The organism is Cupriavidus pauculus (assembly GCF_008801835.1).
Classification (GTDB): Bacteria; Pseudomonadota; Gammaproteobacteria; order Burkholderiales; family Burkholderiaceae; genus Cupriavidus; species Cupriavidus pauculus.
Genome location: NZ_VZOW01000009.1, coordinates 1 through 25,881, shown reverse-complemented (window position 1 = coordinate 25,881; position 25,881 = coordinate 1). Strand labels below are relative to the sequence as shown.

General features: G+C 64.7%; 22 protein-coding genes. 13 read left to right on the top strand and 9 right to left on the bottom strand.

Annotated elements, in window-relative coordinates; translation table 11 throughout:
* Nucleotides 1-192 precede the first annotated feature (192 nt).
* A complete protein-coding gene (locus F7R19_RS11900) occupies nt 193-1,602 on the top strand; it encodes an amino acid permease (protein WP_150980810.1) in 1,410 nt (469 codons plus the stop codon).
* On the opposite strand, the gene F7R19_RS11895 is transcribed toward F7R19_RS11900, so the two are convergent.
* Nucleotides 1,603-3,003 carry an aminotransferase-like domain-containing protein gene (locus F7R19_RS11895; protein WP_061959176.1) on the bottom strand — a complete coding sequence of 467 codons (1,401 nt, stop codon included), beginning with the start codon at nt 3,001-3,003 and terminating at the stop codon, nt 1,603-1,605.
* 176 nt (nt 3,004-3,179) lie between these two features.
* Here F7R19_RS11895 and F7R19_RS11890 point away from each other — a divergent pair, with 176 nt between their 5' ends.
* The 4 genes from F7R19_RS11890 to F7R19_RS11875 all read left to right on the top strand — a co-directional run bounded on the left by F7R19_RS11890 (nt 3,180) and on the right by F7R19_RS11875 (nt 8,527).
* Nucleotides 3,180-3,518 (top strand): DUF2917 domain-containing protein, encoded by a 339-nt coding sequence (locus F7R19_RS11890; RefSeq protein ID WP_061959194.1) that lies wholly within the window; start codon nt 3,180-3,182, stop codon nt 3,516-3,518.
* A gap of 272 nt (nt 3,519-3,790) precedes the next feature.
* Nucleotides 3,791-7,102, top strand: a complete 3,312-nt coding sequence (gene icmF / locus F7R19_RS11885; protein ID WP_150980808.1) for a fused isobutyryl-CoA mutase/GTPase IcmF — start codon at nt 3,791-3,793, stop codon at nt 7,100-7,102.
* Between the two features lie 88 nt (nt 7,103-7,190).
* Complete coding sequence (locus tag F7R19_RS11880; protein ID WP_061959177.1) at nt 7,191-7,628, top strand: HIT family protein; 438 nt, start codon at nt 7,191-7,193, stop codon at nt 7,626-7,628.
* Nucleotides 7,629-7,672: 44 nt separating this feature from the next.
* On the top strand, nt 7,673-8,527 hold the full coding sequence (locus F7R19_RS11875; RefSeq protein ID WP_150980806.1) for a 3-hydroxybutyryl-CoA dehydrogenase: 855 nt from the start codon (nt 7,673-7,675) through the stop codon (nt 8,525-8,527).
* 96 nt (nt 8,528-8,623) lie between these two features.
* Here F7R19_RS11875 and F7R19_RS11870 read toward each other — a convergent pair whose 3' ends face one another.
* On the bottom strand, nt 8,624-9,304 hold the full coding sequence (locus tag F7R19_RS11870) for a Crp/Fnr family transcriptional regulator (RefSeq protein WP_061959179.1): 681 nt from the start codon (nt 9,302-9,304) through the stop codon (nt 8,624-8,626).
* 230 nt (nt 9,305-9,534) lie between these two features.
* Here F7R19_RS11870 and F7R19_RS11865 point away from each other — a divergent pair, with 230 nt between their 5' ends.
* From F7R19_RS11865 to F7R19_RS11835, 7 genes are all read left to right on the top strand, one after another.
* Nucleotides 9,535-11,499, top strand: coding sequence for an AMP-dependent synthetase/ligase (locus tag F7R19_RS11865; RefSeq protein WP_150980805.1), 1,965 nt, complete (start codon nt 9,535-9,537; stop codon nt 11,497-11,499).
* Between the two features lie 28 nt (nt 11,500-11,527).
* Complete coding sequence (locus tag F7R19_RS11860) at nt 11,528-12,469, top strand: ABC transporter ATP-binding protein (protein ID WP_150980803.1); 942 nt, start codon at nt 11,528-11,530, stop codon at nt 12,467-12,469.
* 29 nt (nt 12,470-12,498) lie between these two features.
* Complete coding sequence (locus F7R19_RS11855; RefSeq protein WP_061959182.1) at nt 12,499-13,413, top strand: branched-chain amino acid ABC transporter permease; 915 nt, start codon at nt 12,499-12,501, stop codon at nt 13,411-13,413.
* Between the two features lie 148 nt (nt 13,414-13,561).
* Nucleotides 13,562-14,638 (top strand): branched-chain amino acid ABC transporter permease, encoded by a 1,077-nt coding sequence (locus F7R19_RS11850; protein WP_061959183.1) that lies wholly within the window; start codon nt 13,562-13,564, stop codon nt 14,636-14,638.
* 126 nt (nt 14,639-14,764) lie between these two features.
* The gene (locus F7R19_RS11845; RefSeq protein WP_150980801.1) at nt 14,765-16,099 is read left to right on the top strand and encodes an ABC transporter substrate-binding protein; all 1,335 of its coding nucleotides are present in this window, start codon (nt 14,765-14,767) and stop codon (nt 16,097-16,099) included.
* Nucleotides 16,100-16,187: 88 nt separating this feature from the next.
* Nucleotides 16,188-17,003 carry an ABC transporter ATP-binding protein gene (locus F7R19_RS11840; protein WP_150980799.1) on the top strand — a complete coding sequence of 272 codons (816 nt, stop codon included), beginning with the start codon at nt 16,188-16,190 and terminating at the stop codon, nt 17,001-17,003.
* A gap of 125 nt (nt 17,004-17,128) precedes the next feature.
* The gene (locus F7R19_RS11835; RefSeq protein WP_150980797.1) at nt 17,129-18,379 is read left to right on the top strand and encodes a phenylacetate--CoA ligase family protein; all 1,251 of its coding nucleotides are present in this window, start codon (nt 17,129-17,131) and stop codon (nt 18,377-18,379) included.
* Nucleotides 18,380-18,420: 41 nt separating this feature from the next.
* On the opposite strand, the gene F7R19_RS11830 is transcribed toward F7R19_RS11835, so the two are convergent.
* From F7R19_RS11830 to F7R19_RS11800, 7 genes are all read right to left on the bottom strand, one after another.
* Nucleotides 18,421-18,891 carry a YbaN family protein gene (locus F7R19_RS11830; protein ID WP_084004188.1) on the bottom strand — a complete coding sequence of 157 codons (471 nt, stop codon included), beginning with the start codon at nt 18,889-18,891 and terminating at the stop codon, nt 18,421-18,423.
* Nucleotides 18,892-18,944: 53 nt separating this feature from the next.
* Nucleotides 18,945-19,922 carry an NAD(P)H-dependent flavin oxidoreductase gene (locus F7R19_RS11825; protein WP_061959187.1) on the bottom strand — a complete coding sequence of 326 codons (978 nt, stop codon included), beginning with the start codon at nt 19,920-19,922 and terminating at the stop codon, nt 18,945-18,947.
* A gap of 331 nt (nt 19,923-20,253) precedes the next feature.
* Complete coding sequence (locus F7R19_RS11820) at nt 20,254-21,447, bottom strand: class I SAM-dependent rRNA methyltransferase (protein ID WP_150980795.1); 1,194 nt, start codon at nt 21,445-21,447, stop codon at nt 20,254-20,256.
* Nucleotides 21,448-21,451: 4 nt separating this feature from the next.
* Nucleotides 21,452-21,760 carry a YbeD family protein gene (locus F7R19_RS11815; protein WP_061959189.1) on the bottom strand — a complete coding sequence of 103 codons (309 nt, stop codon included), beginning with the start codon at nt 21,758-21,760 and terminating at the stop codon, nt 21,452-21,454.
* Between the two features lie 9 nt (nt 21,761-21,769).
* A complete protein-coding gene (locus F7R19_RS11810) occupies nt 21,770-22,975 on the bottom strand; it encodes a D-alanyl-D-alanine carboxypeptidase family protein (RefSeq protein ID WP_150980793.1) in 1,206 nt (401 codons plus the stop codon).
* A 44-nt stretch (nt 22,976-23,019) separates the two neighbouring features.
* Nucleotides 23,020-23,664, bottom strand: coding sequence for an alpha/beta hydrolase (locus F7R19_RS11805; RefSeq protein WP_061959191.1), 645 nt, complete (start codon nt 23,662-23,664; stop codon nt 23,020-23,022).
* A gap of 76 nt (nt 23,665-23,740) precedes the next feature.
* Complete coding sequence (locus F7R19_RS11800) at nt 23,741-24,061, bottom strand: (2Fe-2S) ferredoxin domain-containing protein (protein ID WP_061959192.1); 321 nt, start codon at nt 24,059-24,061, stop codon at nt 23,741-23,743.
* A gap of 451 nt (nt 24,062-24,512) precedes the next feature.
* Here F7R19_RS11800 and F7R19_RS11795 point away from each other — a divergent pair, with 451 nt between their 5' ends.
* Entirely contained in the window at nt 24,513-25,805 is a 1,293-nt protein-coding gene (locus tag F7R19_RS11795; RefSeq protein ID WP_280519607.1) for a dicarboxylate/amino acid:cation symporter, read from the top strand.
* Nucleotides 25,806-25,881: the final 76 nt, after the last annotated feature.

Sequence of the window (25,881 nt, the reverse complement as noted above, 5' to 3'; positions counted from 1 at the left end):
ACGCTCCCGTCGTGGAGCGTTTTTTTTTGCCTGGCCGGCGCGGAAACGGTATCCACGTCAAGGCTTGTCGCGGGCAAGTCGCGTAACATCGCGCGCTTTGTGTCGGCACTGCTGCCATGACGCGCAGAACCCGTCGCCGACGGTACTTGTACAACCTATAGTCATTGGGATGACCCCGACCGGAGGCGCGCCATGAGTCTGTTTCGCACCAAGAACATCGAAGCCATGCTGGAAGTGAGCGAGCATGACGGATTGCGCAAGGTGCTGGGGCCCGTGGATCTGGTGCTGATGGGCATCGGCGCGATCATCGGCACCGGCATCTTCGTGCTGACCGGCACCGGCGCGCTGACCGCCGGTCCGGCTCTGACGGTGTCGTTCATCATCGCGGCGATGGCGTGCGGATTCGCGGCGTTGTGCTACGCGGAATTTGCCTCGGCAATTCCTGTTTCCGGTTCGATCTACACCTACTGTTACGCCACGCTCGGCGAGATCATCGCGTGGATGATCGGCTGGGACCTGCTGCTCGAATACGGACTGGCCACCTCGGCGGTCTCGGTGGGATGGTCGGGCTATTTCCAGTCGCTGCTGGCGGGGTTTGGCGTGCAATTGCCGCGCGCGTTAAGCGCCGCGCCGGGATCGGTGCCCGACGTCCACACGCTGGTGAACCTGCCGGCCATCCTGATCATGCTGGCGATCACGTGGGTGGTGTCGTACGGCGTGCGCGAATCGACGCGCCTGAACAACGTGATGGTGGTGATCAAGATCGGCGTGGTGGTGCTGTTCATCGCAGTTGGCGTCTGGCACGTGCAGCCGGCCAACTGGCAACCGTTTGCGCCGTTCGGCTTTTCCGGCGTCTTCAATGCGGCGGCGCTGATGTTCTTCGCGTTCATCGGCTTCGACGCCGTCACATCGGCCGCGGAGGAAGTGCGCAATCCCGGGCGCGACCTGCCCATCGGCATCATCGGGTCGCTGGCGGTCTGCGCCGTGCTGTACGTGGCGGTCGCCGCCATCATGACCGGCATCGTGCCGTTCGCGAAGTTCGAGGGCGTCGACCATCCGGTGTCGCTGGCGCTGCAATACGCGGGCCAGAACTGGGTGGCCGGCTTTGTCGACCTGGGCGCGATCCTTGGCATGACCACCGTGATCCTGGTGATGACCTACGGCCAGACGCGCATCATCTTTGCGATGTCGCGCGACGGCCTGTTGCCGGAAGTCTTGTCGACGGTGCATCCGGTGCACGCCACGCCGTTCACTGCCACATGGACCGTGGGCATCGTGTTCGCCACCATCGCCGGCTTCGTGCCGCTGAACGTGCTGGCGGAGCTGATCAACATCGGCACGCTGTCCGCCTTCGCACTGATCTCGGTGTCGATCCTGGTCCTGCGCCGCACGCATCCGCACCTGCCGCGCACCTTCCGTTGCCCCGGCGTGCCGGTGGTGCCGTTGCTGTCGGTGGCGTTCTGCCTGTTCCTGATGCTGCATCTGCAGGTGGTGACGTGGATCGCGTTCCTGTGCTGGCTGGTGCTGGGGCTCCTGATCTACTTCGGTTACTCGCGCCGTAACGCCGTGCTGCATAACCACGGCGGCGACGCGCAGGACTGATCAGCGGCTGCCCGAATCGGCGAAGAACGCGCGCGACCGTTCTTCGCCGGCGTAGGCGGAATTGATGCGCACCCAGGCGGACGTTTCGCCGCCGGGCCGGAAGAAATGTCCCGGCGCAAGCGAAATGCCGTAGGTTTCGGCCAGCGCCACCAGTTCACGCGAATCTTCGATACCGCGCGGACGCGCCCACAGGAAATTGCCGCCCGCGGGCTCGCAAAACACTTCCCAGCCATACTGGTCGAGAATCTTCACCGCGTCGGCCGTCACTTCGCGCGTGCGCACGCGCAACCGTTCCACATACTTTCGATACGCACCGCGCTCAAGCATGGTGGCCGTGACCGCCTCGGCAAAATGCGATCCCGCCACGCTGGTCAGCACCTTCACGTCGATCAGGTCCTTGATCAGATTCTTTTCCGCCACGAGATACCCGACGCGCAGCGCCGCGGACACCGTTTTCGAGAACCCGCCGATATAGATCACGTGTTCGAGCTGGTCCAGCGTGGCCAGGCGATCGGTGAAGTTGAGCTGGAAGTCCGAGAAGATGTCGTCTTCGACGAAACGAAAGTTATGGCGGCGCGCCAGCTCCAGCAGGCGGAACGCCACCGGTGGCGCCAGCGTGGATCCAGTCGGATTCTGCAGGATGCTGTTGGTGAAGAACAGCTTCGGCTTGTGCTTGCGCAGCAACGCCTCGCACGCCTGCGGATCGGGGCCGTTCGGCGTGTGCGGCACGCCCACCAGCTGCACGCCGTGCATGCGCAACAGGCCAAACAGGTTGTAGTAGCCGGGATCCTCGACGAATACCGTGTCGCCCGGCTTGAGCAGATGGCGCACGATCAGGTCGAGCGCCTGGCTCGCGCCGCTGGTGATCAGCACCTGCGACAGTTCCGCCTGCACGCCAATCTGCCGCACGCGCGTGAGCACCTGCTTGCGCAATTCCGGATGCCCGAGCGGCGTGGCGTAGTGAATCACGCTGTCGATATCGTGCCGCGTGATGTGGCGGATCGCCTGCGTCAGTCCTTCCACATCGCGCCATTCCTCGGGCACGAATCCGCCGGCCAGCTTCAGCGTGCCGCTGGGATGGTGAAACTGGTCGATGATGTGCACCGACAGGTCTTCGGCCAGGCTTGGGTCCGACCATCCGCGTCCGCTGCGTCCAGCCAGCGTGCTGTCGGCCACGTAAAAGCCCGACCCCTGGCGCGAATCGACCAGCCCCTGCGACACCAGTCGGTCGTACGCCTCGATCACCGGAAAACGGCTGATGCCGTGCTCGGCGGCCAGCGCGCGGATCGAAGGCAGGCGGGCGCCGGGCGCGGCTTCGCGCGAGCTGATCCAGGACTTCACGGCCAACACGATCTGCTCGGTCAGCGGAACGCCCGTGGACGGGTCGAGTATGAGTTTCATGCGGGGCGGGGGCGGCAACTGTCAGCAAAAACTACTGAACAGTTCATCGAAAACTGTTCGGAACTGTGCATGGGATTGTAGACCCCGCCATGAATAATGGAAGCACGGCGCAGCGCCCCTTTTCTTCGCCGGATTCCGCAACGGGATCCGCGCGGCTGCGCAGCAAGGAGACGCCCATGCGTGAACTCAGAACATTCGAACTCGACGAACCCGATCGCCCGGTCAGCTGGCGCGCGCGCCACGGGCAAACCGTAACGGCCTTGGAAGGCCGCCTCTGGCTGACCGTGGAGGGCCATCCCGCCGACATCTGGCTGCGCCCCGGCGATGTGGCGGCACTGGGCGAAGGCGAACGCGTCTGGCTGTCCGGCGACGCGCCGCGCGCGCGCTTTCTGCTGACCGAGACGCCGGCGCCGTGGTCGCTGCGCCGCGCCGTCTTCATCGCGCACCAACTGCTGCGTCGCTGGAACGCCCGCAAGACCGACGCGTTTGGCGATTGCCCGCAGATCAGCACCTGATTGCCACAGCGCGTGACCCAAAGGCCGCCTGGATGATCGTCCGGCGGCCTTTCGCATTTCCAGGCACTGTTTTGCGCGGGGGCTCTGTGCGACGATGCCGGCAAAGGGCACTTACCCGGCCAGCCATCCGGCCGACGTGCCGCCAGCGCGGCTTTCACGCGCACCGTGACTTACGTTAACGTAAACGTCATATAATCGTCCGGCCCTCGTCAGTGCGATCGTCAGAATCGCCGGCGCGCGGCAGCCAGCCACATAACAAAGCGGTGGAGACAATGACTGATCTTTCCGATGTGAGCAGGACGGCAACCGCCAAGCCCGGCGCCACGCCCGGCGGCGCGCCCGCCAACAAGGTGCGTTTCGTCACGGCGGCTTCGCTGTTCGACGGACACGATGCGTCGATCAACATCATGCGGCGCATTCTTCAGTCGCACGGCTGCGAGGTGATCCACCTCGGCCACAACCGCTCGGTACGCGAGGTGGTGACCGCCGCGCTGCAGGAAGACGTGCAGGGCATTGCCATCTCCAGCTACCAGGGTGGGCACGTCGAATATTTCAAATACATGATCGATCTGCTGCGCGAACACGGCGGCGATCACATCCAGGTGTTCGGCGGCGGCGGCGGCGTGATCGTGCCCGACGAGATTCGCGAGCTGCAGGCCTACGGCGTGGCGCGCATCTACAGTCCCGAAGACGGACAGCGCATGGGACTGGCCGGCATGATTGCCGACATGGTGCAGCGTTGCGATATCGACCTCACGCGATACGCGCCGACTACGCTCGACGGCGTGGCGGGCGGCGACCGGCGCGCGCTGGCGCAACTGATCACGGCGCTCGAAAACGGCCAGGCCGCCGCGTCGATGGTGAGCGAATTGCGCGCGCAGGCCGCAATCATCGCCACGCCGGTGCTCGGCATCACCGGCACGGGCGGCGCGGGCAAGTCGTCGCTGACCGATGAATTGATCCGGCGCTTCCGCCTGGATCAGCAGGATGCGCTGTCGATCGCGGTGATCTCGATCGACCCGTCGCGCCGCAAGTCGGGCGGCGCGCTGCTGGGCGACCGCATCCGCATGAACGCGATCAATCATCCGAACATCTTCATGCGATCGCTCGCCACGCGCGAGGCCGGTTCCGAGATCTCGCAAGCACTGCCCGATGTGATTGCCGCGTGCAAGGCCGCGCGCTTCGATCTGGTGATCGTGGAAACCTCGGGCATTGGTCAGGGCGATGCGGCCATCGTGCCGCATGTCGATCTCTCGCTGTACGTGATGACGCCCGAATTTGGCGCCGCCAGCCAGCTCGAAAAAATCGACATGCTCGATTTTGCGGATTTCGTCGCGATCAACAAGTTCGACCGCAAGGGCGCACAGGATGCGTGGCGCGATGTCGCGAAGCAGGTGCAGCGCAATCGCGAGCAATGGCATAGCCGCGCTGAAGACATGCCCGTGTACGGCACGCAGGCGTCGCGCTTCAACGACGACGGCGTGACAATGCTCTATCAGGGACTGGTTCAGGCGCTGTCGCAACGCGGGCTGTCGCTCAGGACCGGCGTGCTGCCGGCGTTGAACGGGCGCATCTCGACGGGGCAGAACGTGATCGTGCCGCCCGCGCGCAGCCGCTATCTGGCCGAGCTGGCCGACGTGGTGCGCGGCTATCACCGTCGCGTGGCGGAACAGAGCCGGCTTGCGCGCGAACGCCAGCAACTGCGCGCGGCGCGCGCCATGTTGTCCGCGGCGCACGGCAACGCCGACGCCAACGAAGCGGGCAACGCCGAGGGCCGCGCGCTGGAGGCGCTGGCGGCGGAGCGCGACGCGTCGCTGGGCGCCGTCGAGCGCAAGCTGCTGGCGATGTGGCCACAGATGCAGGCGGCATATGGCGGCGACGAATACGTGGTGAAGATCCGCGACAAGGAAATCCGCACCGGCTTGATCACGACCACGCTTTCCGGCACCAAGGTGCGCAAGGTGGTGCTGCCGCGCTTCGAGGATGAAGGCGAGATCCTGAAATGGCTGATGCGCGAGAACGTGCCCGGCAGTTTTCCGTACACGGCCGGCGTGTTCGCATTCAAGCGCGAAGGCGAGGATCCGACGCGCATGTTTGCCGGCGAGGGCGATGCGTTCCGTACCAATCGCCGCTTCAAGCTGGTGTCCGAAGGCATGGACGCCAAGCGGCTCTCCACCGCGTTCGATTCCGTCACGCTGTATGGCGAGGATCCGCACGAGCGTCCCGACATCTACGGCAAGGTGGGCAACTCGGGCGTGTCGATCGCCACGCTCGACGACATGAAGGTGCTTTACGATGGCTTCGACCTGACCAGCCCGAGCACGTCGGTGTCGATGACGATCAACGGCCCGGCGCCGTCGATTCTGGCGATGTTCCTGAATACGGCCATCGACCAGAACCTTGACCGGTTCCGCAGCGAGAATGGCCGTGAGCCCACCGCCGACGAGGAAGCCAAGATCCGCGCATGGGTGCTGCAGAACGTGCGCGGCACCGTGCAGGCCGATATCCTCAAGGAAGACCAGGGGCAGAACACCTGCATCTTCTCGACCGAGTTTTCGCTCAAGGTGATGGGCGACATCCAGGAATATTTCGTCCATCACCAGGTGCGCAATTTCTATTCGGTGTCGATCTCGGGCTATCACATCGCCGAGGCCGGCGCGAATTCGATCTCGCAGCTCGCGTTCACGCTGGCCAACGGCTTCACGTACGTCGAGGCGTATCTGGCGCGCGGCATGCACATCGACGATTTCGCGCCGAACCTGTCGTTCTTTTTCTCGAACGGCATGGACCCCGAATACAGCGTGCTCGGCCGCGTGGCGCGTCGCATCTGGGCCGTGACGCTGCGCGACAAGTACGGCGCCAACGATCGCAGCCAGAAGCTCAAGTACCACATCCAGACTTCCGGCCGATCGCTGCATGCGCAGGAAATCGACTTCAACGATATCCGCACCACGCTGCAGGCGCTGATTGCCATCTACGACAACTGCAATTCGCTGCACACCAATGCCTACGACGAGGCCATCACCACGCCCACGGCGGAATCGGTGCGACGCGCGCTGGCGATCCAGCTGATCATCAATCGCGAATGGGGCGTGGCCAAGTGCGAGAACCCCAACCAGGGCAGCTTCCTGATCGAGGAATTGACCGATCTGGTGGAAGAGGCGGTGCTGCAGGAGTTCGAGCGGATTGCCGAGCGCGGCGGCGTGCTGGGTGCGATGGAAACCGGCTATCAGCGCGGCAAGATTCAGGAGGAGTCGCTCTACTACGAACAGCTCAAGCACGACGGCACGTTACCGATCATCGGCGTGAACACGTTCCGCAATCCGCATGGCGATCCGACGCCGCAGACACTGGAACTGGCGCGTTCCAGCGACGACGAAAAGCAGAGTCAGCTGAGCCGCCTGGCGGAATTTCAGCGCAGCCATGCGGCGGAAGCGCCAGCCATGCTCGAGCGCCTGCGCCAGGCGGTAATCGACAACGGCAATGTGTTTGCGGTGCTGATGGATGCGGTACGCGTGTGCTCGCTAGGGCAGATCACGCACGCGCTGTTCGAGGTGGGCGGGCAGTATCGGCGCAATATGTGACACCGCGGCGGGAAAAACGGGTGGGATGGTTCCCCCGGCGGAGCGCGGGCGCTACACTCGTTGCTCCGCCGATATCTCCAAGACAGTCATGCAAGCCGAGTACGACAGCAACAACATCTTCGCCCGCATCCTGCGTGGCGAACTCCCGTGCTTCAAGATCTACGAGGACGCCGACACCATCGCGTTCATGGACATCATGCCGCAGTCCGACGGCCATGCGCTGGTGGTGCCGAAGGAAGCGGCGGTCGATCTGTTCGGCCTGTCGGAGGCCGCCGCGGCGGCTGCGATCCGCGCCACGCAGATCGTCGCGCGCGGCGTGCGCGAGGCATTCGGCCCCGACGGCATCGTGATCAGCCAGTTCAACGGCGCAGCGGCCGGCCAGACCGTGCCGCACGTCCACTTCCATATCGTGCCGCGCTATGCCGACCAGTCCCTGCGCGGACACGCGCGCCAGCAGCAGGACATGGCGGTGCTCAAGCAGCATGCCGAACGCGTGATCGCCGCACTGGCGGCGCAGCGCGGCTGAGCGCGGCAATCATTCGAAACTCCAACAACGCAAGGTAGCGAGACATGGCAATCAAGACAGTGGGCATCGTGGGTGCCGGTACGATGGGCAACGGCATTGCGCAGGCATGCGCGGTGGCGGGCCTCGACGTGGTGATGGTGGACATCAGCGACGCGGCAGTGCAGAAGGGCATCGCCACCGTGGCATCGAGCCTGGATCGCCTGATCAAGAAGGAAAAGGCCACCGAGGCCGACAAAGCCGCCGCGCTGTCGCGCATCCACGGCAGCACCTCGTATGACGATTTCAAGCGCGCCGATATCGTTATCGAGGCCGCCACCGAGAACTACGATCTCAAGGTCAAGATCCTTCGGCAGATCGACGGCATCGTCGGGCCGGATGTGATCATCGCATCGAACACCTCGTCGATCTCGATCACCAAGCTGGCCGCCGTTACCTCGCGCGCGGACCGCTTTATCGGCATGCACTTCTTCAACCCGGTGCCGATGATGGCGCTGGTGGAACTGATCCGCGGCCTGCAGACCAGCGACGCGACGCACGGCGATGTGGAAGCGTTGTCGAAGGCGCTGGGCAAGTATCCGATCACGGTCAAGAACAGCCCGGGCTTCGTGGTCAACCGCATCCTGTGCCCGATGATCAACGAGGCGTTCTGCGTGCTGGGCGAAGGCCTGGCGTCGCCCGAGGAAATCGACGAAGGCATGAAGCTTGGCTGCAATCATCCGATCGGTCCGCTGGCGCTGGCCGACATGATTGGCCTGGACACGATGCTGGCCGTGATGGAAGTGCTCTACACCGAATTTGCCGACCCGAAGTATCGCCCCGCGATGCTGATGCGCGAGATGGTGGCGGCGGGCTATCTGGGCCGCAAGACCGGACGCGGCGTGTACGTGTACAGCAAGTAACGGTTGCGGCGATCGATGCGCGACGGCGGTGCGTCCAATGCGCCGCCGTCGCGTTTTTTTGCGCCCATGTCTCACGCGCCCGTGCGCGGCGCCGGCCTACTCGCCGTACTGGCGCAGTCCTTCCAGATCGAGCACTTCGATCACGCCGTAGTCGACCCGCACCAGCCCCTGCTGTTCCAGCACCTTCAGCGCCTGGTTGGCGCGCTGTCTGGAAATGCCCGCCAGCAGTCCGATCTCTTCCTGCGAGATCTCCAGCGTCTTGCCGATGCCCGGGTACAGATGCTCGTTGAACAGTGACGACACGGCGCGCGCCACGCGCGAATCGATGTCGAGCAGCCGTTCGTATTCCACCGCCGCAATGAATTGCCCAAGCCGCTCGTTGAACTGCATCAGCAGAAAGCGCGTGAACGGCAGACTGGTATCCAGCAGCCACTGAAAAGTCTCGCGCGGCACGAAGGCGATGCGCGAACGGCGCAGCGCCATCACGTCGTACTTGCGGATTTCCTTCTTGAGCACCGCGCCTTCGCCAAACCAGCCGCCCTGCGGCACGCCGGTGAACGTCACCGACTTGCCCGACGGCGATACGGTGGTGATCTTGACGATGCCCTCGACCACGCCCAGCCAGTGTTCGGCCAGTTCGCCCTTGTGGCAGACGTAGTCGCCCTGGGCGTACTCGCGCACCGTGGTCACGCGTTTGACACGCTCGCGTTGCTCGGCGCTCAGGTCGACGGCCCAGGCGCAGCGGTCGATGAAATCATGCGGGGAATCGGTACGCATCGCACTCCGTAGGGATTAACCCGGAATTGTCGTCGGCGCGACAACCCCGGCGGATGGCATCGGCTATCTTACGATCACACGGAACCGGCCCCTGCCAGCAATCCTCATCCACAAAGGCAAGGCGGGCTTGATGCGGTGCGGCAATGTCGCGCGATCGACCCAGTATAGCGACCGGTGTTGCGGCTTGATACCCGGCATGGCACCTACGTCGGCGGGGAGAGGAGACAGCAATGCAGGAATCGTCGGCAACGACCTTCCCGCGATGCCTGCTGGCGCACGCCACGCAGCGGCCCGATCACCCGGCCCATCGCGAAAAGGATCTCGGCATCTGGCAGACATACAGCTGGTCGCAGGTGGCCCGCGAAGTGCGCGAGCTGGCATGCGGGCTGGCAGCGCTCGGCTTTCAGCGCGGCATGAACCTGGCCGTGGTGGGCGACAACCGTCCGCGCCTGTACTGGGCGATGACCGCCGCGCAGGCGCTGGGCGGCGTACCGGTGCCGCTCTACCAGGACGCCATCGCCAACGAGATGGTCTACGTGCTTGACGATGCAGAGATCGCGTTCGCCATCGTCGAGGATCAGGAACAGGTCGACAAGCTGCTGGAGGTGCAGCCGCAACTGGCAGAGCGCGGCCGCGCCGTGCGTCATCTGATCTACGAGGATCCGCGCGGCCTGCGCGATTACGACGATCCCTCGCTGCTGTCGTACGCGCGCGTGCAGGAAATCGGACGCGAATACGACCGCGCCAATCCGGGCTTCTTCGACGCGGCGGTACAGGCCGGCGCGCCGGACGACACCGCGATCATCCTCTACACCTCCGGCACCACAGGCAAGCCGAAAGGCGTGTGCCATTCCCACGCGGGCCTGATCGGCGCCGCGCGCAACGGTTGCCAGTTCGACGGCCTGGGCCCGCACGACGATGTGCTGTCGTACCTGCCGATGGCGTGGGTGGGCGACAACCTGTTCTCTTATGCGCAGGCCATGGTGGCGGGTTTCACGGTCAACTGTCCGGAATCGCGCGAGACCGTGATGACCGATCTGCGCGAGATCGGCCCCACCTACTATTTCGCGCCGCCGCGCATCTACGAAGGGCTGCTCACGCAGGTGATGATCCGCATGGAAGATGCGGGCTGGGCAAAGCGCAAGATATTCGGTTGGGCGATGGGCGTGGCGCGCCGCTGCGGCGCCGACATCCTCGACGGGCGCGCGGTGTCATGGGCCGACCGCATGCGCTACGCGGTGGGCGAACTGCTGATCTACGGGCCGCTGCGCAATGTGCTGGGCATGAGCCGGATCCGCGTCGGCTACACGGCCGGCGAAGCGATCGGACCGGACCTGTTCCGCTTCTACCGCTCGATCGGCATCAATCTCAAGCAGTTCTATGGCCAGACCGAAACCTGCGCCTACGTCTGCCTGCAGCCCGATGGCCAGGTCAAGTTCGATTCGGTAGGCCCCGCCGCGCCCGGCATGGAGATCCGCATTGCCGACAACGGCGAAGTGCTGGTGCGCGGCGTTGGTCTGCTCAAGGCGTACTACAAGCGCGACGACGCCACGCGCGAAGCGATCAACGACGACGGCTATTTCATGACCGGGGATGCGGGCGTGATCGACGCCGACGGTCACCTGAAGATCATCGATCGCGCCAAGGACGTCGGCAAGCTGGCCGATGGATCGATGTTCGCGCCCAAGTACATCGAGAACAAACTCAAGTTCTTTCCGTACATCAAGGAGGCCGTGGCCTTCGGCACCGACCGCGATAGGGTCTGCGCGTTTATCAATATCGATTTCGATGCGGTGGGCAACTGGGCCGAACGCCGCCATCTGCCGTATGCGGGATACATCGATCTGGCCGGGCTGCCCGAAGTGACGGCGATGATTGCCGATTGCGTGGAACAGGTCAACGCCGATCTGGCCGCCGACGCGATGCTGGCCGGCTCGCAGATCGCGCGCTTCCTGATTTTGCATAAGGAGCTGGATCCCGATGACGACGAACTGACGCGCACACGCAAGGTGCGGCGCGGCTTTATCGCCGAGAAGTACCGCGTGCTGGTCGACGCGCTCTACGCCGGGCGCACCGAGCAGTTCATCGATACGCGCGTGAAGTTCGAGGATGGCCGCGAAGGCAGCGTGTCGGCCACGCTGAAGCTGGTGGACGTGAAGCGCTTCCCGCCCGCTGGCGGTGCGCGCGCGGCATGAAGGCTCACAGGGACGGGAGGCAATCAGCATGACGGTTACCCAGACAGCGTGGCAGGGCGGCATGGCGCGCGTAGACGCCGCCGGCGCGATGGTGTCGCCCGGCAACCTGGCGCCGCCGGGTCACGCCGAAGGCGCGCGTGAAGACATTCCGCGCACCGGCGACGCGCATCGGCCCGATGCCACGGCGCGCACGCAGACGCGCGGCGACGTCATCCTCGACCTGCACAACATCTCGCTGGCGTTCGGCGGCGTGAAGGCGCTGACCGACATCTCGTTCGATGTCTGCGAGCACGAGATCCGCGCGATCATCGGGCCGAACGGCGCGGGCAAGAGTTCGATGCTCAACGTCATCAATGGCGTCTATCACCCGCAGCACGGCCGCATCGTCTTTCGCGGGCAGGAGCGTCGTCAGATGCATCCGACCGAGGCGGCGCGTCAGGGCATCGCGCGCACGTTCCAGAACATTGCGTTGTTCAAGGGCATGAGCGTGCTCGACAACATCATGACCGGCCGCAACACGCAGTTCCGCACCGGACTGTTCGCGCACGCGCTGTGGTGGGGCCCGGCGCGCGCCGAGGAAGTGCGCCATCGCCGCAAGGTCGAGGAAGTGATCGACTTCCTGGAAATCCAGGCGATCCGCAAGACGCCGGTGGGCCGCCTGCCCTACGGCCTGCAGAAGCGCGTGGAGCTGGCGCGCGCGCTGGCGGCCGAACCTTCGATGCTGCTGCTGGACGAGCCGATGGCCGGCATGAACGTGGAGGAGAAGCAGGACATGTGCCGCTTCATCCTCGACGTCAATCACCAGTTCGGCACCACCATCGTGCTGATCGAACACGACATGGGCGTTGTGATGGATATTTCCGACCGTGTGGTGGTGCTCGACTACGGCCGGAAAATCGGCGACGGCACGCCCGACGAGGTCAAGTCGAATCCCGACGTGATCCGCGCCTATCTGGGCGCTTCACACTAACGCACCGCGCCGCGCGCCGGGACCACACCATGACCTTCTTCTTCGAAATCCTGATCGGCGGACTGCTCTCCGGGCTGATGTATTCGCTGGTGGCGCTGGGCTTTGTGCTGATCTACAAGGCGTCCGGTGTCTTCAACTTTGCGCAGGGCGCGATGGTGTATTTCGCCGCGCTGGCGGTGGTCGGTCTGATGGACAAGGGGCTGCCGATGTGGGCAGCGGTGATCGGCGCGTTCGTCGTCATGATCATCGTCGGCATGAGCACCGAACGTTTCGTGCTGCGCAAGCTCGTCAACCAGCCGCCGATCACGCTGTTCATGGCCACCATCGGCCTGTCGTTCTTTCTGGAGGGGCTGGGGCCGCTCCTGTTCGGCAACGAGGTCCGTCCCATCCAGCTCGGCATCGTCGACGAGCCGATCGAATCGATCCTGACGAAATTCAACATCGTCGTGTCAAAGTTCGACCTGGCCGCCGCACTGATCGCCGCCGTGCTGGTGGCGGTGCTGGCGCTGTTCTTCCAGTACACCAAGGTAGGCCGCGCGCTACGCGCCGTGGCCGACGACCACCAGGCGGCGCTCTCGCTGGGCATTCCGCTGCAGCACATCTGGGCCATTGTGTGGGGCGTGGCCGGTTTTGTGGCGCTCGTGGCCGGCATGCTGTGGGGCTCGCGAAACGGCGTGCAGTTCGCGCTCACGCTGACCGCGCTCAAGGCCCTCCCGGTGCTGATCCTTGGCGGCTTCACATCGGTGCCCGGCGCCATCGTCGGTGGCCTGATCATCGGCGCATCGGAAAAGCTGGCCGAAATCTACATCCCGCCCGTATTCCAGTCCGTGTTCGGCGGAAACTTCGGCGGCATTGAGGGCTGGTTCCCTTACGTGTTTGCGTTGCTGTTCCTCCTGGTACGTCCGGAGGGACTTTTCGGGGAGAAACACATCGACCGCGTCTAGCGGGCGATGTGTTTTCGGCGAAGGCTAACTTTGCGCAGCAAAGTTAAGTCGCGCAGCGACGGCCGGAGGCAAAAACCGTCCAAGTCGCGCGTCTAGCGGGCGATGTGTTTTCGGCGAAGGCTAACTTTGCTGATGTCTGGAGAATTTCATGCTCTACCGCGAATCGGGCCAGTTCAAGACCAGCTACATCGCCGATAGCCAGATCTTTCCGATCCGGCAGGACCGCATCTTTTTTGCGTTGCTGATGGTCGTAGCATTTGCCGTGATTCCGTTCACGGGCAGCGAATACTGGCTCAGCGCCATCCTCACGCCATTCCTGATCTTCTCGCTCGCGGCATTGGGGCTGAACATCCTCACGGGATACGCCGGGCAGCTGTCGCTGGGCACGGCTGCGTTCATGGCGGTCGGCGCCTATGCCGCCTACAACTTCCAGCTGCGCATCGAGGGTATTCCGGTGCTGCTGACGTTCGTGCTCGCCGGCGCGACGGCTGCGCTGGTTGGGGTGGCATTCGGCTTGCCGTCGCTACGCATCAAGGGTTTTTATCTTGCCGTGGCCACGCTGGCAGCGCAGTTTTTCGTGGTGTGGGCGCTGACCAAGTTTCCCTGGCTGTCGAACAACAGCTCGTCGGGCGTGATCACGGCCCAGCGGCTCGATCTGTTCGGCGTGCCGATCGACACGCCGGTGAAGAAGTACCTGTTTGTGCTGGCAATCGTCGTGGTGCTGGCGCTGATCGCCAAGAACCTGGTGCGCTCGGCCACGGGCCGCGCCTGGATGGCGGTGCGCGACATGGACGTGGCCGCCGAAGTGATCGGCATTCCGCTGATGCGCACCAAGCTGCTGGCCTTCGCGGTGAGTTCGTTCTATTGCGGTGTGGCCGGCGCGCTGTACGCGTTCTGCTATCTCGGCTCCGTCGAGCCCGACGGCTTCTCGCTCGACCTCTCGTTCCGCATCTTGTTCATGATCATCATCGGCGGCGTCGGCAGCGTGCTCGGGTCGTTCCTGGGCGCCGGGTTCATCCTGCTGTTGCCGATCCTGCTCGACAACGTGCTGCCCGCGCTGGCGGCGTTGCTGCACCTGCCGTTCACCAACGCCACCGTCTCGCATATCCAGCTGATGACGTTTGGCGGTTTGATCATCTTCTTTCTGATCGTCGAACCGCATGGCCTGGCGCGGCTCTGGCAGATCGCCAAGGAAAAGCTGCGGCTCTGGCCGTTCCCGCATTAGCGGTGCGGTCGGCATGGTTCCGGCATTGCTGCGCGGCCGGAATCGTCTTGCCGGATGTGCATCGCGCCGCGTGGTGTTTTCGAGTCGTTCCCATAACAACGCCCGTTCGAGGTGAAGGAGACTGTCATGACAACCGTATTTCGCAACATGCAGCGCGTCGCCCTGGTGGTCAGCGTCGCCGCTGCGTTGCTTGCGCCCGCGCTGCCGGCGCAAGCGCAGGCCGGCGACCAGTTCGTCGCGTTGCCCAGCTATCGCGTCGGCCCGTATGGCGCCAATGGCCAGTCGTTCTACGGCGGGTTTGTCGATTACCTGAACTACGTCAATCTCAAGGACGGCGGCGTCAACGGCGTGAAGCTGTCCTGGGAGGAATGCGAAACCGAATACAACAACGCCAAGGGCGTGGAGTGCTATGAGCGGCTGAAAGCCAAGAACAGCACCAGCAAGGGCACCGCGTATCACACCATGTCCACCGGCATCTCATATGCGCTGGTCGACAAGACCGCCGCGGACAAGGTGCCGCTGGTGATGATGGGCTACGGCCGCACCGACGCGGTGGACGGCTCGGTGTTCCCCTATGCGTTCCCGCTCGTGACGACCTACCAGATGCAGGTGTCGGCCATCGTCAAGTTCCTGGCGTCGAAGAACGGCGGCTCGCTCGCGGGCAAGAAGATCGTCTACCTGTATCACGATTCGGCCTATGGCAAGGAGCCCATCGTGGCGTTGCAGGCCGAGGCGAAGCTCGGCAAGTTCAACCTGGTGGAAATCCCCGTGGCGCATCCGGGCAACGAACAGGGCGCGCAATGGCTCAAGATTCGCCAGGAAAATCCGGACTACGTGATCTTCTGGGGCTGGGGCGTGATGAATCAGACCGCGCTGAAGGCCGCGCAGAAGGTGGGCTTTCCGCGCGACAAGATGATCGGCTCGTGGTGGGCGGGATCGGAGGAAGACACCGTGCCGGCCGGCGACGCGGCCAAGGGCTACATGAGCGCGACATGGAACGTGGCCGGCAAGGGCGTGCCGCTGATCGCCGATATCGAGAAGGTGGTCTACGGCGCCGGCAAGGGCAACATGCAGGACAAGAACAAGGTGGGATCGGTGCTCTATAACCGCGGCGTGTCGGCGGCCGTGGTGACCGTCGAGGCGATCCGCGTGGCGCAGGCCAAGTTCGGCAAGAAGGTGATGAGCGGCGACGAAATGCGCTGGGCGTTCGAAAACCTGAACCTGACCAGCGCGCGCCTGCAACAGCTCGGCGCCACCGGCCTGCTGCCCGAGATCAAGACCAGCTGCGACAACCACGAAGGATCGGGCAAGGTGAAGATCCAGCAGTGGGACGGCACCAAGTGGGTGGTGGTGTCGGACTGGATCGAAGGCAACAAGAACCTGATCCACCCGCTGTTCAAGGCCACCGCCGCGCAGTACGCCAAGGAAAAAGGCTTCACGCCCGCGTGCATGAAGTCCTGAGCCGCGGCGCTGCGCGGCTGAGTGGTCGCCCCTCTCCCATGCGTGGGAGAGGGCGCTCGCAAACGGTGGGAAATTTCGAGGCGTCGCCATGTCCCTGCTATCCGTCAACAACATCGAAGTCATCTACGACCACGTGATCCTGGTGCTCAAGGGCGTGTCGCTCGATGTGCCCGAGGGCCGCATCGTGGCGTTGCTGGGCGCCAACGGCGCGGGCAAGACCACCACGCTCAAGGCGATCTCCAATCTGCTGCACGCCGAGCGCGGCGACGTCACCAAGGGATCGATCGAATATCGCGGCCAGCGCGTCGATCAGCTCACGCCCAACGACCTCGTCAAGCGCGGCGTGATCCAGGTGATGGAAGGCCGCCATTGCTTCGCGCATCTGACCATCGAGGAAAACCTGCTGACCGGCGCCTATACGCGCGGACTGTCGCGCGGCGATACGCGCGATGAGCTGGACAAGATCTACGCGTACTTTCCGCGCCTGAAGACGCGCCGCAAGTCGCAGGCTGGCTATACGTCGGGCGGCGAACAGCAGATGTGCGCCATCGGTAGGGCGATGATGGCCAAGCCGTCGATGATCCTGCTCGACGAACCGTCGATGGGCCTGGCGCCGCAGATCGTGGAGGAAATCTTCGAGATCGTGCGCGACCTGAACACGCGCGAGCGCGTCAGCTTCCTGCTGGCGGAGCAGAACACGATGGTGGCGCTGCGCTACGCCGACTACGGCTACATCCTCGAAAACGGGCGCGTGGTCATGGATGGCGACGCCGAATCGCTGCGCACCAACGAGGACGTCAAGGAGTTCTATCTGGGCGTGGCCGCCAACGACGCCGAGGGCGGCGCGCGCAAATCGTTCCGCGACGTCAAGAGCTATCGTCGGCGCAAGCGCTGGCTGGCCTGAGCGCGGCTCATAGCCGACCCGCGCCGAGCCGCACACCGGCGCGCACCGCCGGCCCGCAAGCTGACCTCGGCGCGCCATCGCCACTCTCACCATAACGTCCCAGCATCGTCCACGAAATTTCTGCCATGGCCGACTACTTCGATTCCCTGGAAACGCGCGCACCCGCCGAGCGCGAAGCGGCGTTGATGACCGCGCTGGCGCAGCAGATCGCCCACGCCCAGGCGCACGCGCCGTACTTCGCCGAGGTGCTGTGCGAAGTCGATGCGCGCGAGATCCGCTCGCGTGAGGCGCTGGCCTTGCTGCCGGTCACGCGCAAGTCCGAACTGGCGGCGCGCCAGCGCGCGGCGCCGCCGTTGGGCGGGCTCAATGCGACGCGCGTCGGTGCGCTGCGTCATGTGTTTCAGTCGCCCGGGCCAATCCACGAGCCCGACGGCTTTGCGGCGGACTGGTGGCGCACCGCGCGCGCGATGTTTGCCGCCGGGTTCCGCGCTGGCGATCTGGTCTACAACACGTTTTCGTATCACTTCACGCCGGCCGGCATGATGATGGAGTCGGGCGCGCACCGGCTGGGCTGCTGCGTGTTTCCCGCTGGCGTCGGGCAGACCGAATCGCAGGTGCAGGCGCTGGCCAGCCTGCAGCCCGCGGCCTATGCGGGCACGCCGTCGTTCCTGAAACTGCTGATCGAGCGCGGCGCCGAAATGGGTGCGCCGTGCGGCAGCCTGTCGAAGGCGCTGGTATCCGGCGAAGCCTGCCCGCCCACGCTGCGTGCGTGGTTGCAGGACCATGGCATCGTGGCGCGGCAGATGTACGGCACTGCCGATCTCGGCCTGATCGCCTACGAAACCGATGGCGGCGACGGCTGGGTGGTCGACGAAGGCGTGATCGTGGAAATCGTCGAGCCGGGCGGCTCCAAGCCGATGCCAGAGGGCGAAACGGGCGAAGTGGTGGTCACCGTGCTCGGCAATGGCGACTATCCGCTGATCCGTTTCGGCACCGGCGACTTGTCGGCCGTAGTGGCCGATTCATCGCATCGGGCCAGCCCCTGCGGCCGCACCAACATCCGTTTGAAAGGCTGGCTGGGCCGCGCGGACCAGGCCACCAAGGTCAAGGGCATGTTCGTGCATCCGGGCCAGGTGGCCGATGTGGTGCGCCGTCATCCGGAAGTGCGCGCCGCACGGCTGGTGGTGACGGGCGCGGTCGGCAACGACGCCATGACGCTGCATTGCGACGCCACGCGCGACGACGAAGGCCTGGCGCGCGCTATTGCCGAATCGATGCGGGAGGTGATGCGCCTGCGCGGCGACGTGCAGTTTGTGGCGGCGGGATCGTTGCCGCAGGACGGCCGCGTGATCGAGGACGCGCGCCGTTACGACTGACAGCGGCGGGCGCGCAACGGGGCGTCGCGCGCGCGCCGCGGTCATGGCTGCTGCGTGTCCGTATCGGCGTAGCCGCCGCGCGGGCGCGTCGGCAGCCGCACCATCCATACCGTGACCGCCAGCCCGATCGCCAGCAGCGTCAGCGACGACACGGGGCGCCCGCGCAGTAGCCACGCGGTGGTGCCCATCGAGATCCACATCATCGAAAGCGCGAGGCATTTGGCGCGCAGCGGGATGCTGCGATGCGCCTGCCAGTCGCGCACGAGCGGCCCGAAGCGCTGGTGCGTAATCAGCCAGTGATGGAATTTTTCCGAACCGCGCGCGAAGCACGCGGCGGCCAGCAGGATGAACGGCGTGGTCGGCAGCAGCGGCAGGAAGATGCCGATGATGCCGAGCACCAGGCTCAGCGCGCCGCAGGTCACCCAGAACGCGCGGATCGCGCGCTCGCGGTGGGTAAGCGTTTCAGGCTGGCCGGCCTGGCGGTTGGGGCGTTCGGGGTGGGCGGGCTGCAACGGTACGGGGGCGAAAAGCGGCGCGATGGTGGGCGCAGGGCGCAAAAACGCCCTTATGCTACCAGTCCCAGGCGGGCGCGCGCCGCATCGTACTCGGCCTTCATGCGCGCCACGATCTCGCCCGCGGTGGGAATGTCGTGGATCTGGCCCACGCCCTGGCCGGCGCCCCAGATGTCCTTCCATGCCTTGGCCTTCGATGCGCCGCTGGAAAAGTCCATCTTGGTCTTGTCCGCCACGGGCAGGTTTTCGGGATCGAGCCCCGAATTAAGAATGCTCTCGCGGATGTAGTTGCCGTGCACGCCCGTGAACAGGTTGGTGTAGATGATGTCCGACGCGGCCGAACTGGTGATCGATTGCTTGTACTCGGCGCTGGCGTGGCCTTCCTGCGACGCGATGAAGCGCGTGCCGACATAAGCGAAATCGGCGCCCATGGCTTGCGCGGCCAGCACGGCGTCGCCGGTGGCGATCGCGCCCGACAGCGCGATCGGGCCATCGAAGATCTTGCGCACTTCGCCGACCAGCGCGAACGGCGACAGCGTACCGGCATGGCCGCCCGCGCCAGCCGCCACCAGGATCAGCCCGTCGACGCCGGCCTCGATTGCCTTCTCCGCGTGGCGGATGCTGATGACGTCGTGCAGCACGATGCCGCCATAGCTGTGCACTGCGTCGATCATTTCCTTGACCGGCGCGCGCAGCGACGTGATGAAGATCGGCACCTTGTGCTCCACGCAGACCTTCACGTCGTGCTCCAGCCGAGCGTTGGACACATGCACGATCTGGTTCACCGCCACCGGCCCCACCGGCTTGCCAGGATTGGCCGCCTGGAACGCCGCAAGCTCTTCCTGGATCATCGTCAGCCATTCGTCGAGCAGTTCGGCCGGACGCGCGTTGAGCGCCGGGAACGAGCCAACGATGCCCGCCTTGCACTGGGCCATCACCAGCTCCGGATAGCTGACGATAAACATGGGCGATGCGATCACGGGCAAGGCCAGGTTTTGCAGGACGGGTGGAATATGTTTGGCGCCGGGCATGAAGTCTCCTCGAATGATGGGTACGCAATCGGTGAACTGAACGATCGTTCGATTATAGGGAGTTTCAGATGACGCGGCGGCGCGCGGTGGCGGCAGTAGAGGGCGCCCTCCATGCCGGCTGGCGGTGGTGCGGCGAATGCGCGAAGCGCAAAAAAAAAACGCCCCGCCACAAGGGCGGGGCCATTACCACGAAGACTGATAAGAAGAGACGGTCAGACACCTGCCAATGCCTTACCGTGAGACGAATCTTATGCGGCCAATATGACCGGAGTGAGACAGTCTCAAGGCAATTCTGGAAAACCCGGGCCCGGCTGCGCCGCTGCCGGACGTGTCAGATTTTCTCGAGCAGCAGGCCCTTCAGATATTCGCCTTCGGGAAATGCCGCGGACATCGGATGATCGGTGCCGGCCGACAGGCGGCGCAGGATGCGGGCGTCGGCGCGAGCGTCGGTCACGGCGCCGGCCACGATCTTGTGGAACAGTTCCATGCCGATCGCGCCCGAGCACGAATACGTGAACAGCAGGCCGCCCGGACGCAGCAACTGCATGCCGACCAGATTGATTTCCTTGTACGCGCGAGCGGCCCGGTCGATGTGCTGGGCCGACGGCGCAAACTTTGGCGGATCGAGCACGATCAGGTCGAACTGGCGGTTCTCGGCGCGGAATTCGCGCAGCGTCTTGAACACGTCCGCATCGAGCCAGGTGGCGCGTTGCGCATCGAAGCCGTTCAGCGTGACGTTGTTGGCCGCGATCTTCAGCGCTTCGCCCGACGAATCGATCGACGTCACCGACGCGGCGCCGCCGCGCAGCGCCGCCAGCGAAAAGCCGCCGGTGTAGCAGAAACAGTTGAGCACCTCGCGCCCTTCGGCCAGATCGCCCACCAGTTTGCGGTTGTCGCGCTGGTCGACATAGAAGCCGGTCTTGTGGCCGTTGCGCACGTCCACGTAGTAGCGCACGCCGTGCTCGGTGATCGACAGTTCCGGATCGGGTTCGGCGCCGGCCAGCACGCCGGTCACCAGTTCCAGGCCTTCGCGCTGGCGCACTGCCGCGTCGGACCGTTCGTAGACGTTGGGGCAGCCGGTTTCCTTGATCAGCGCCTGCACCAGCGCATCCTTCCACTGCTCGACGCCCGCGGCATTGAACTGGCACACCAGCTGGCCGGTTTCGCCCTGGCCGTAGTAGTCGACGATCAGGCCCGGCACGCGGTCTGCTTCACCGAAGATCAGGCGCACGGCGCTGGTGTCGTGCACCCAGCGCTTGCGATGCGCCACGGCGGCGGCCACGCGACGCTTGAACAGCGCGTGATCGACCGGCTCGTTCTCATCGAACGTCCACACGCGGGCGCGGATCTGCGATGCCGGGCTGTAGGCGCCGCGCGCCAGAAACCGGCCGTCGGCGGCGCGGATGACCACGGTCGAGCCCGCTTCGCAGCGGCCTTCGGTGGAGGCGATGCCCGTGGCGTAGACCCACGGATGGCGCCGCAGTAGCGATTTTTCCTTGCCCGGCTTCAGGGTGATGGCGTTCATGCGCTTACAGCACCACCTTGACCATCGGGTGCGACGTCAGCGCGCGATACAGATCGTCGAGCTGCTCGCGGCTGGTGACCCACACGGTCACGGTCAGGCCGAGGTAGTTGCCGTTGCGCGAAGGACGCATCTCCATCTTGCCGGCGTGGAAGTTCGGGTCGAAGTCCTGGATCAGCGTCACGATGGCTTCGGCAAAGCCGTCCTGCATCGCGCCCATCACCTTGATCGGGAAATCGCTCGGGTATTCGATCAGCGACTGCTCGGGCGGAATATCGCCCGGCGTCAGCGGACCGTTGTTCGAATCGGTTGTCATCTGGATTCCTTACTTGCGCTTGAACCAGAGGCGGATCGTATCCCACAGGCGGCCGAAGAAGCCCGCCTCGGGCACTTCCTCGAGCGCCACCACCGGGAATTCGCCCACCTTGTTGTTGCCGTCCATCAGCTTGACCGTGCCCACTTGCTGGCCTGCCGCGATCGGCGCGATCAGCAGTTCCTGGCGCTCCAGCACCGGCTTCAGGCGGCCGCCCGTGCCCTTGGGCACCGTGACGAACGTCTCGTCGGCCACACCGATCTTGATGGTGCCGCTCTTGCCCTTGTAGATGTCGGGCGTGGCCAGCACCTGGCCGCGGTCATAGAGGCGCAGCGTGTCGAAGAACTGGAAGCCGTAGTTCAGGATCTTCAGGCTTTCCTGCGTGCGGATCTGCTCGGTGCTGGTGCCGATAACGATCGACACGAGGCGGCGCGAGCCATTCGGCACATTGGCCAGCGGACGCTTGGCCGACGAGATCAGGCAGTAGCCGGCCGACTTGGTGTGGCCGGTCTTCACGCCGTCCACGGTCGGGTCGATGTAGAGCAGGCGGTTGCGGTTGGGCTGCCTGATCTTGTTATAGGTGAACTCCTTTTGCGAGTACATCGCGTAGTACTCGGGGAAGTCCTTGATCAGGCGCGTGGTCAGCGTGGCCAGGTCCACCGCGGTGGTGTAGTGGTTCGGGTCGGGCACGCCGTCGGTATTGGTGAAGTGCGTGCCCTTCATGCCCATGCGCTGCGCTTCGCGGTTCATCATCGCCACGAAGCCTTCCTCGGATCCGCCCACGGCTTCGGCCAGCGCCAGCGCGGCGTCGTTGCCCGACTGCACGATCAGGCCCAACAGCAGGTCCTGCACGCTGACCGGTTTGCCGGCCTCGATGAACATGCGCGACTCATCGCTTTTCACCTTGCGCACGATGTCGGTGGGCGTCACGGTCTGGTCCAGCGTCAGACGCTTTTCCTTGAGCGCCTCGAACGCCAGGTAGGCCGTCATCAGCTTGGTCAGCGACGCCGGTTCGATGCGCAGGTCGGCGTTCTGCGATGCCAGCGCCTGACCGCTGGTCACGTCGTACAGCATCCAGGACTTGGCGGCCACTTGCGGCGTCGGCACGCCCTGCGCCAGCACGGCGGCAGGAGCGGCGGCAAGCGCGGTGGCGATCGTCGCGGCGATGGCGACGGGGGCGAGGGCGGACGCGAAGTGCGGCGTGGCTCTGTTCAGCATGAGTAATGTTCCAACGAGAAAAGGATGGGCGCGGACGGGACGGTTCACCGTTCCCACGCGTTGACGACAAGCTGCTTGATCAGGTGCAGCTTGCGATGAAAAAAATGGTCGGCGCCGGGAATGACGATCACCGGCAGCTCTTGCGGACGGGCCCAGTCCAGCACGCTGGCCAGAGGCACCGTGTCGTCCTGTTCGCCGTGGATCACGATGGTGTCGGCCGGCACCGTGGCGACGTCCCAGCGGCTGGTGGCGGTGCCCACCAGCACCAGCCGTTGCGCGGGCTTGCCGGCCTCGGCCAGACGGCGTGCCACGTGCGTCTGCACGAAGCTGCCGAACGAAAATCCGCCCAGCGCCAGCGGCAGCGTGGCCACTTGCGGCGACCACGCGGTCTGCGTGCGCATCCAGTCGATGACTGCCAGCAGGTCGTCCTGTTCGCCGATGCCCTTGTCGTGCTCGCCGGCCGAGCCGCCGACGCCGCGAAAATTGGGGCGCACCGTGGCGTAGCCCAGTGCGACGAAGGTGCGCGCCAGCGTCTGCGCCACCTTGTTGTCCTTGGTGCCCGCGAAAAGCGGGTGCGGATGCGCCACCAGCGCGATGCCGCGCACGGGTTCGTTCTGCGGCAGATCGATCGAAATGTCGATGGCGCCGACGGGACCGGCAATGGTGGTGACCTGGGTATGCGCGTTCATGATGACTGGGGGCAGGATAACGACGGCACAACAAAAAACCGGGCATCGACCCGGCGCGGCTCGGCAGGTACGGGGATCAGCGGTCCACCATCAGGCGCTCGACGGGCTTGCCGTTGATCAGATGGCTTTCGATGATTTCGTCGATGTCCTGCTCGTCGACGAAGGTGTACCAAACGGCCTCGGGGTAGACCACCAGCACCGGTCCAAGTTCACAACGGTTCAGGCAGCCGGCCTTGTTGATGCGCACGCGGCCTTCGGCGCCGGCGATGCCAAGCTCCTTGCAGCGCTTCTTGGCGTATTCCTGCATGGCGCGCGCATTGTGGTCGGCGCAGCAAGCCTTGCCGTCGTCGCGCTGGTTCAGGCAGAAGAAGACGTGATGTTTGTAGTAGCTGCTCATGACGGCGGACTGGCGTGCGCGCGCCGTCGTACAGGGGCGGACGCGGGCGCGGCGTGAATCGGAAGCTCGTAATTATACGTGGTCGGCCATGTCATTCCGCGCCGCGACACTGCCCGGAAATCCGGAATCCACAGCGCCACGGCCCTGCGCACCGACACCTGACCATGCAGCGGTATCCATCGGGATGCCTCTGGCGACACTTTTGAGTGGTGCAAGCGGCGCAATGCCGTCCGGATTTCCGGAGTCCACCATTCCGGATTTCCGGAATTCTGGAGCGCCGCGCCGCGCGATTCTCACGACTTCCTTGTAAATCAATGACTTGATCGCCGCCCTCGCTGTGGCACGGCTGTTGCAAATAGTTACCAGCAGACGCGCCGCCGACGCTTTCTGGCCAGGCGTGCAACGCGGGACGCCATCGAGCGCCCACACCGGTCAAAACACCGAGGAAGACATCATGAGGAAACCCTTCTACAAGATCCTGTACGTGCAGGTCCTGTTCGCGATCGCCGTCGGCATCCTGCTGGGTCATTTCTGGCCGCAAACCGGCGTGGAAATGAAGCCGCTGGGCGACGCGTTCATCAAGCTGATCAAGATGATCATCGGGCCGATCATCTTCTGTACCGTGGTGTCCGGCATTGCCGGCATGCGCGACATGAAGAAGGTGGGCCGCGTGGGCGGCAAGGCGCTGCTCTATTTCGAGATCGTCTCGACCTTCGCGCTACTGATCGGCCTGGTCGCCTCGCACGTGCTCAAGCCGGGCGTCGGCTTCAACATCGACCCGGCCACGCTGGACACCAAGTCGATCTCGCAATACGTGTCGAAGGCACACGGCCAGAGCACGGTCGAATTCTTCATGCACATCATCCCGGACACGATCTTCAGCGCATTCGCCAACGGCGACATCCTGCAGATCCTGCTGGTGTCGCTGTTCTTCGGCTCTGCGTTGGCAGTCATCGGCGAGCGCGCGCGCATCGTCCACGACATGGTGGACCAGGTGTCGAAGGTGTTCTTCCACATCGTGCACGTGATCACCAAGGTGGCTCCGATCGGTGCGTTCGGCGCCATGGCGTTCACCATCGGCAAGTACGGCCTGGGCTCGCTGATTCCGCTGCTCAAGCTGATCGGCACGTTCTACTTCACGGCCATTGTGTTCGTGCTGGTGGTGCTGGGCACCGTGGCGCGCCTGATCGGCTTCTCGATCATCCGCTTCGTCGCGTACATCAAGGAAGAACTGCTGATCGTGCTGGGCACCAGCTCGTCCGAGGCCGCGCTGCCCCACCTGATGGAAAAGATGGAAAAGCTCGGCTGCTCGAAGTCGGTGGTCGGGCTGGTGGTGCCGACCGGTTATTCGTTCAACCTCGACGGCACCAATATCTACATGACGATGGCGGTGATCTTCATCGCGCAGGCCACCAATATCGAACTGACGCTGATGCAGCAGCTGACGATCCTCGCCGTGGCGATGGTGACCTCGAAGGGCGCCAGCGGCGTGACCGGCTCGGGCTTCATCACGCTGGCCGCCACGCTGGCCGTGGTGCCGACGATTCCGGTGGCGGGCATGGTGCTGATCCTGGGCATCGACCGCTTTATGAGCGAATGCCGTGCGCTGACCAACATCATCGGCAATGGCGTGGCCACCGTGGTGGTGTCGGCGTGGGAGCGCGAGCTCGATCGCGCGCGCCTGAGCCGCGTGCTGCGTGGCGGCGATGACAACGTCGAACTCGCCGACGCCGGCGCACGCTGAGCCCGACCGGGCAGCCCCGGGCGAGGCCGGCCGCGGCATCGCCGGCGCCGCCCGCGCACACCGCGCTGGCACGGCC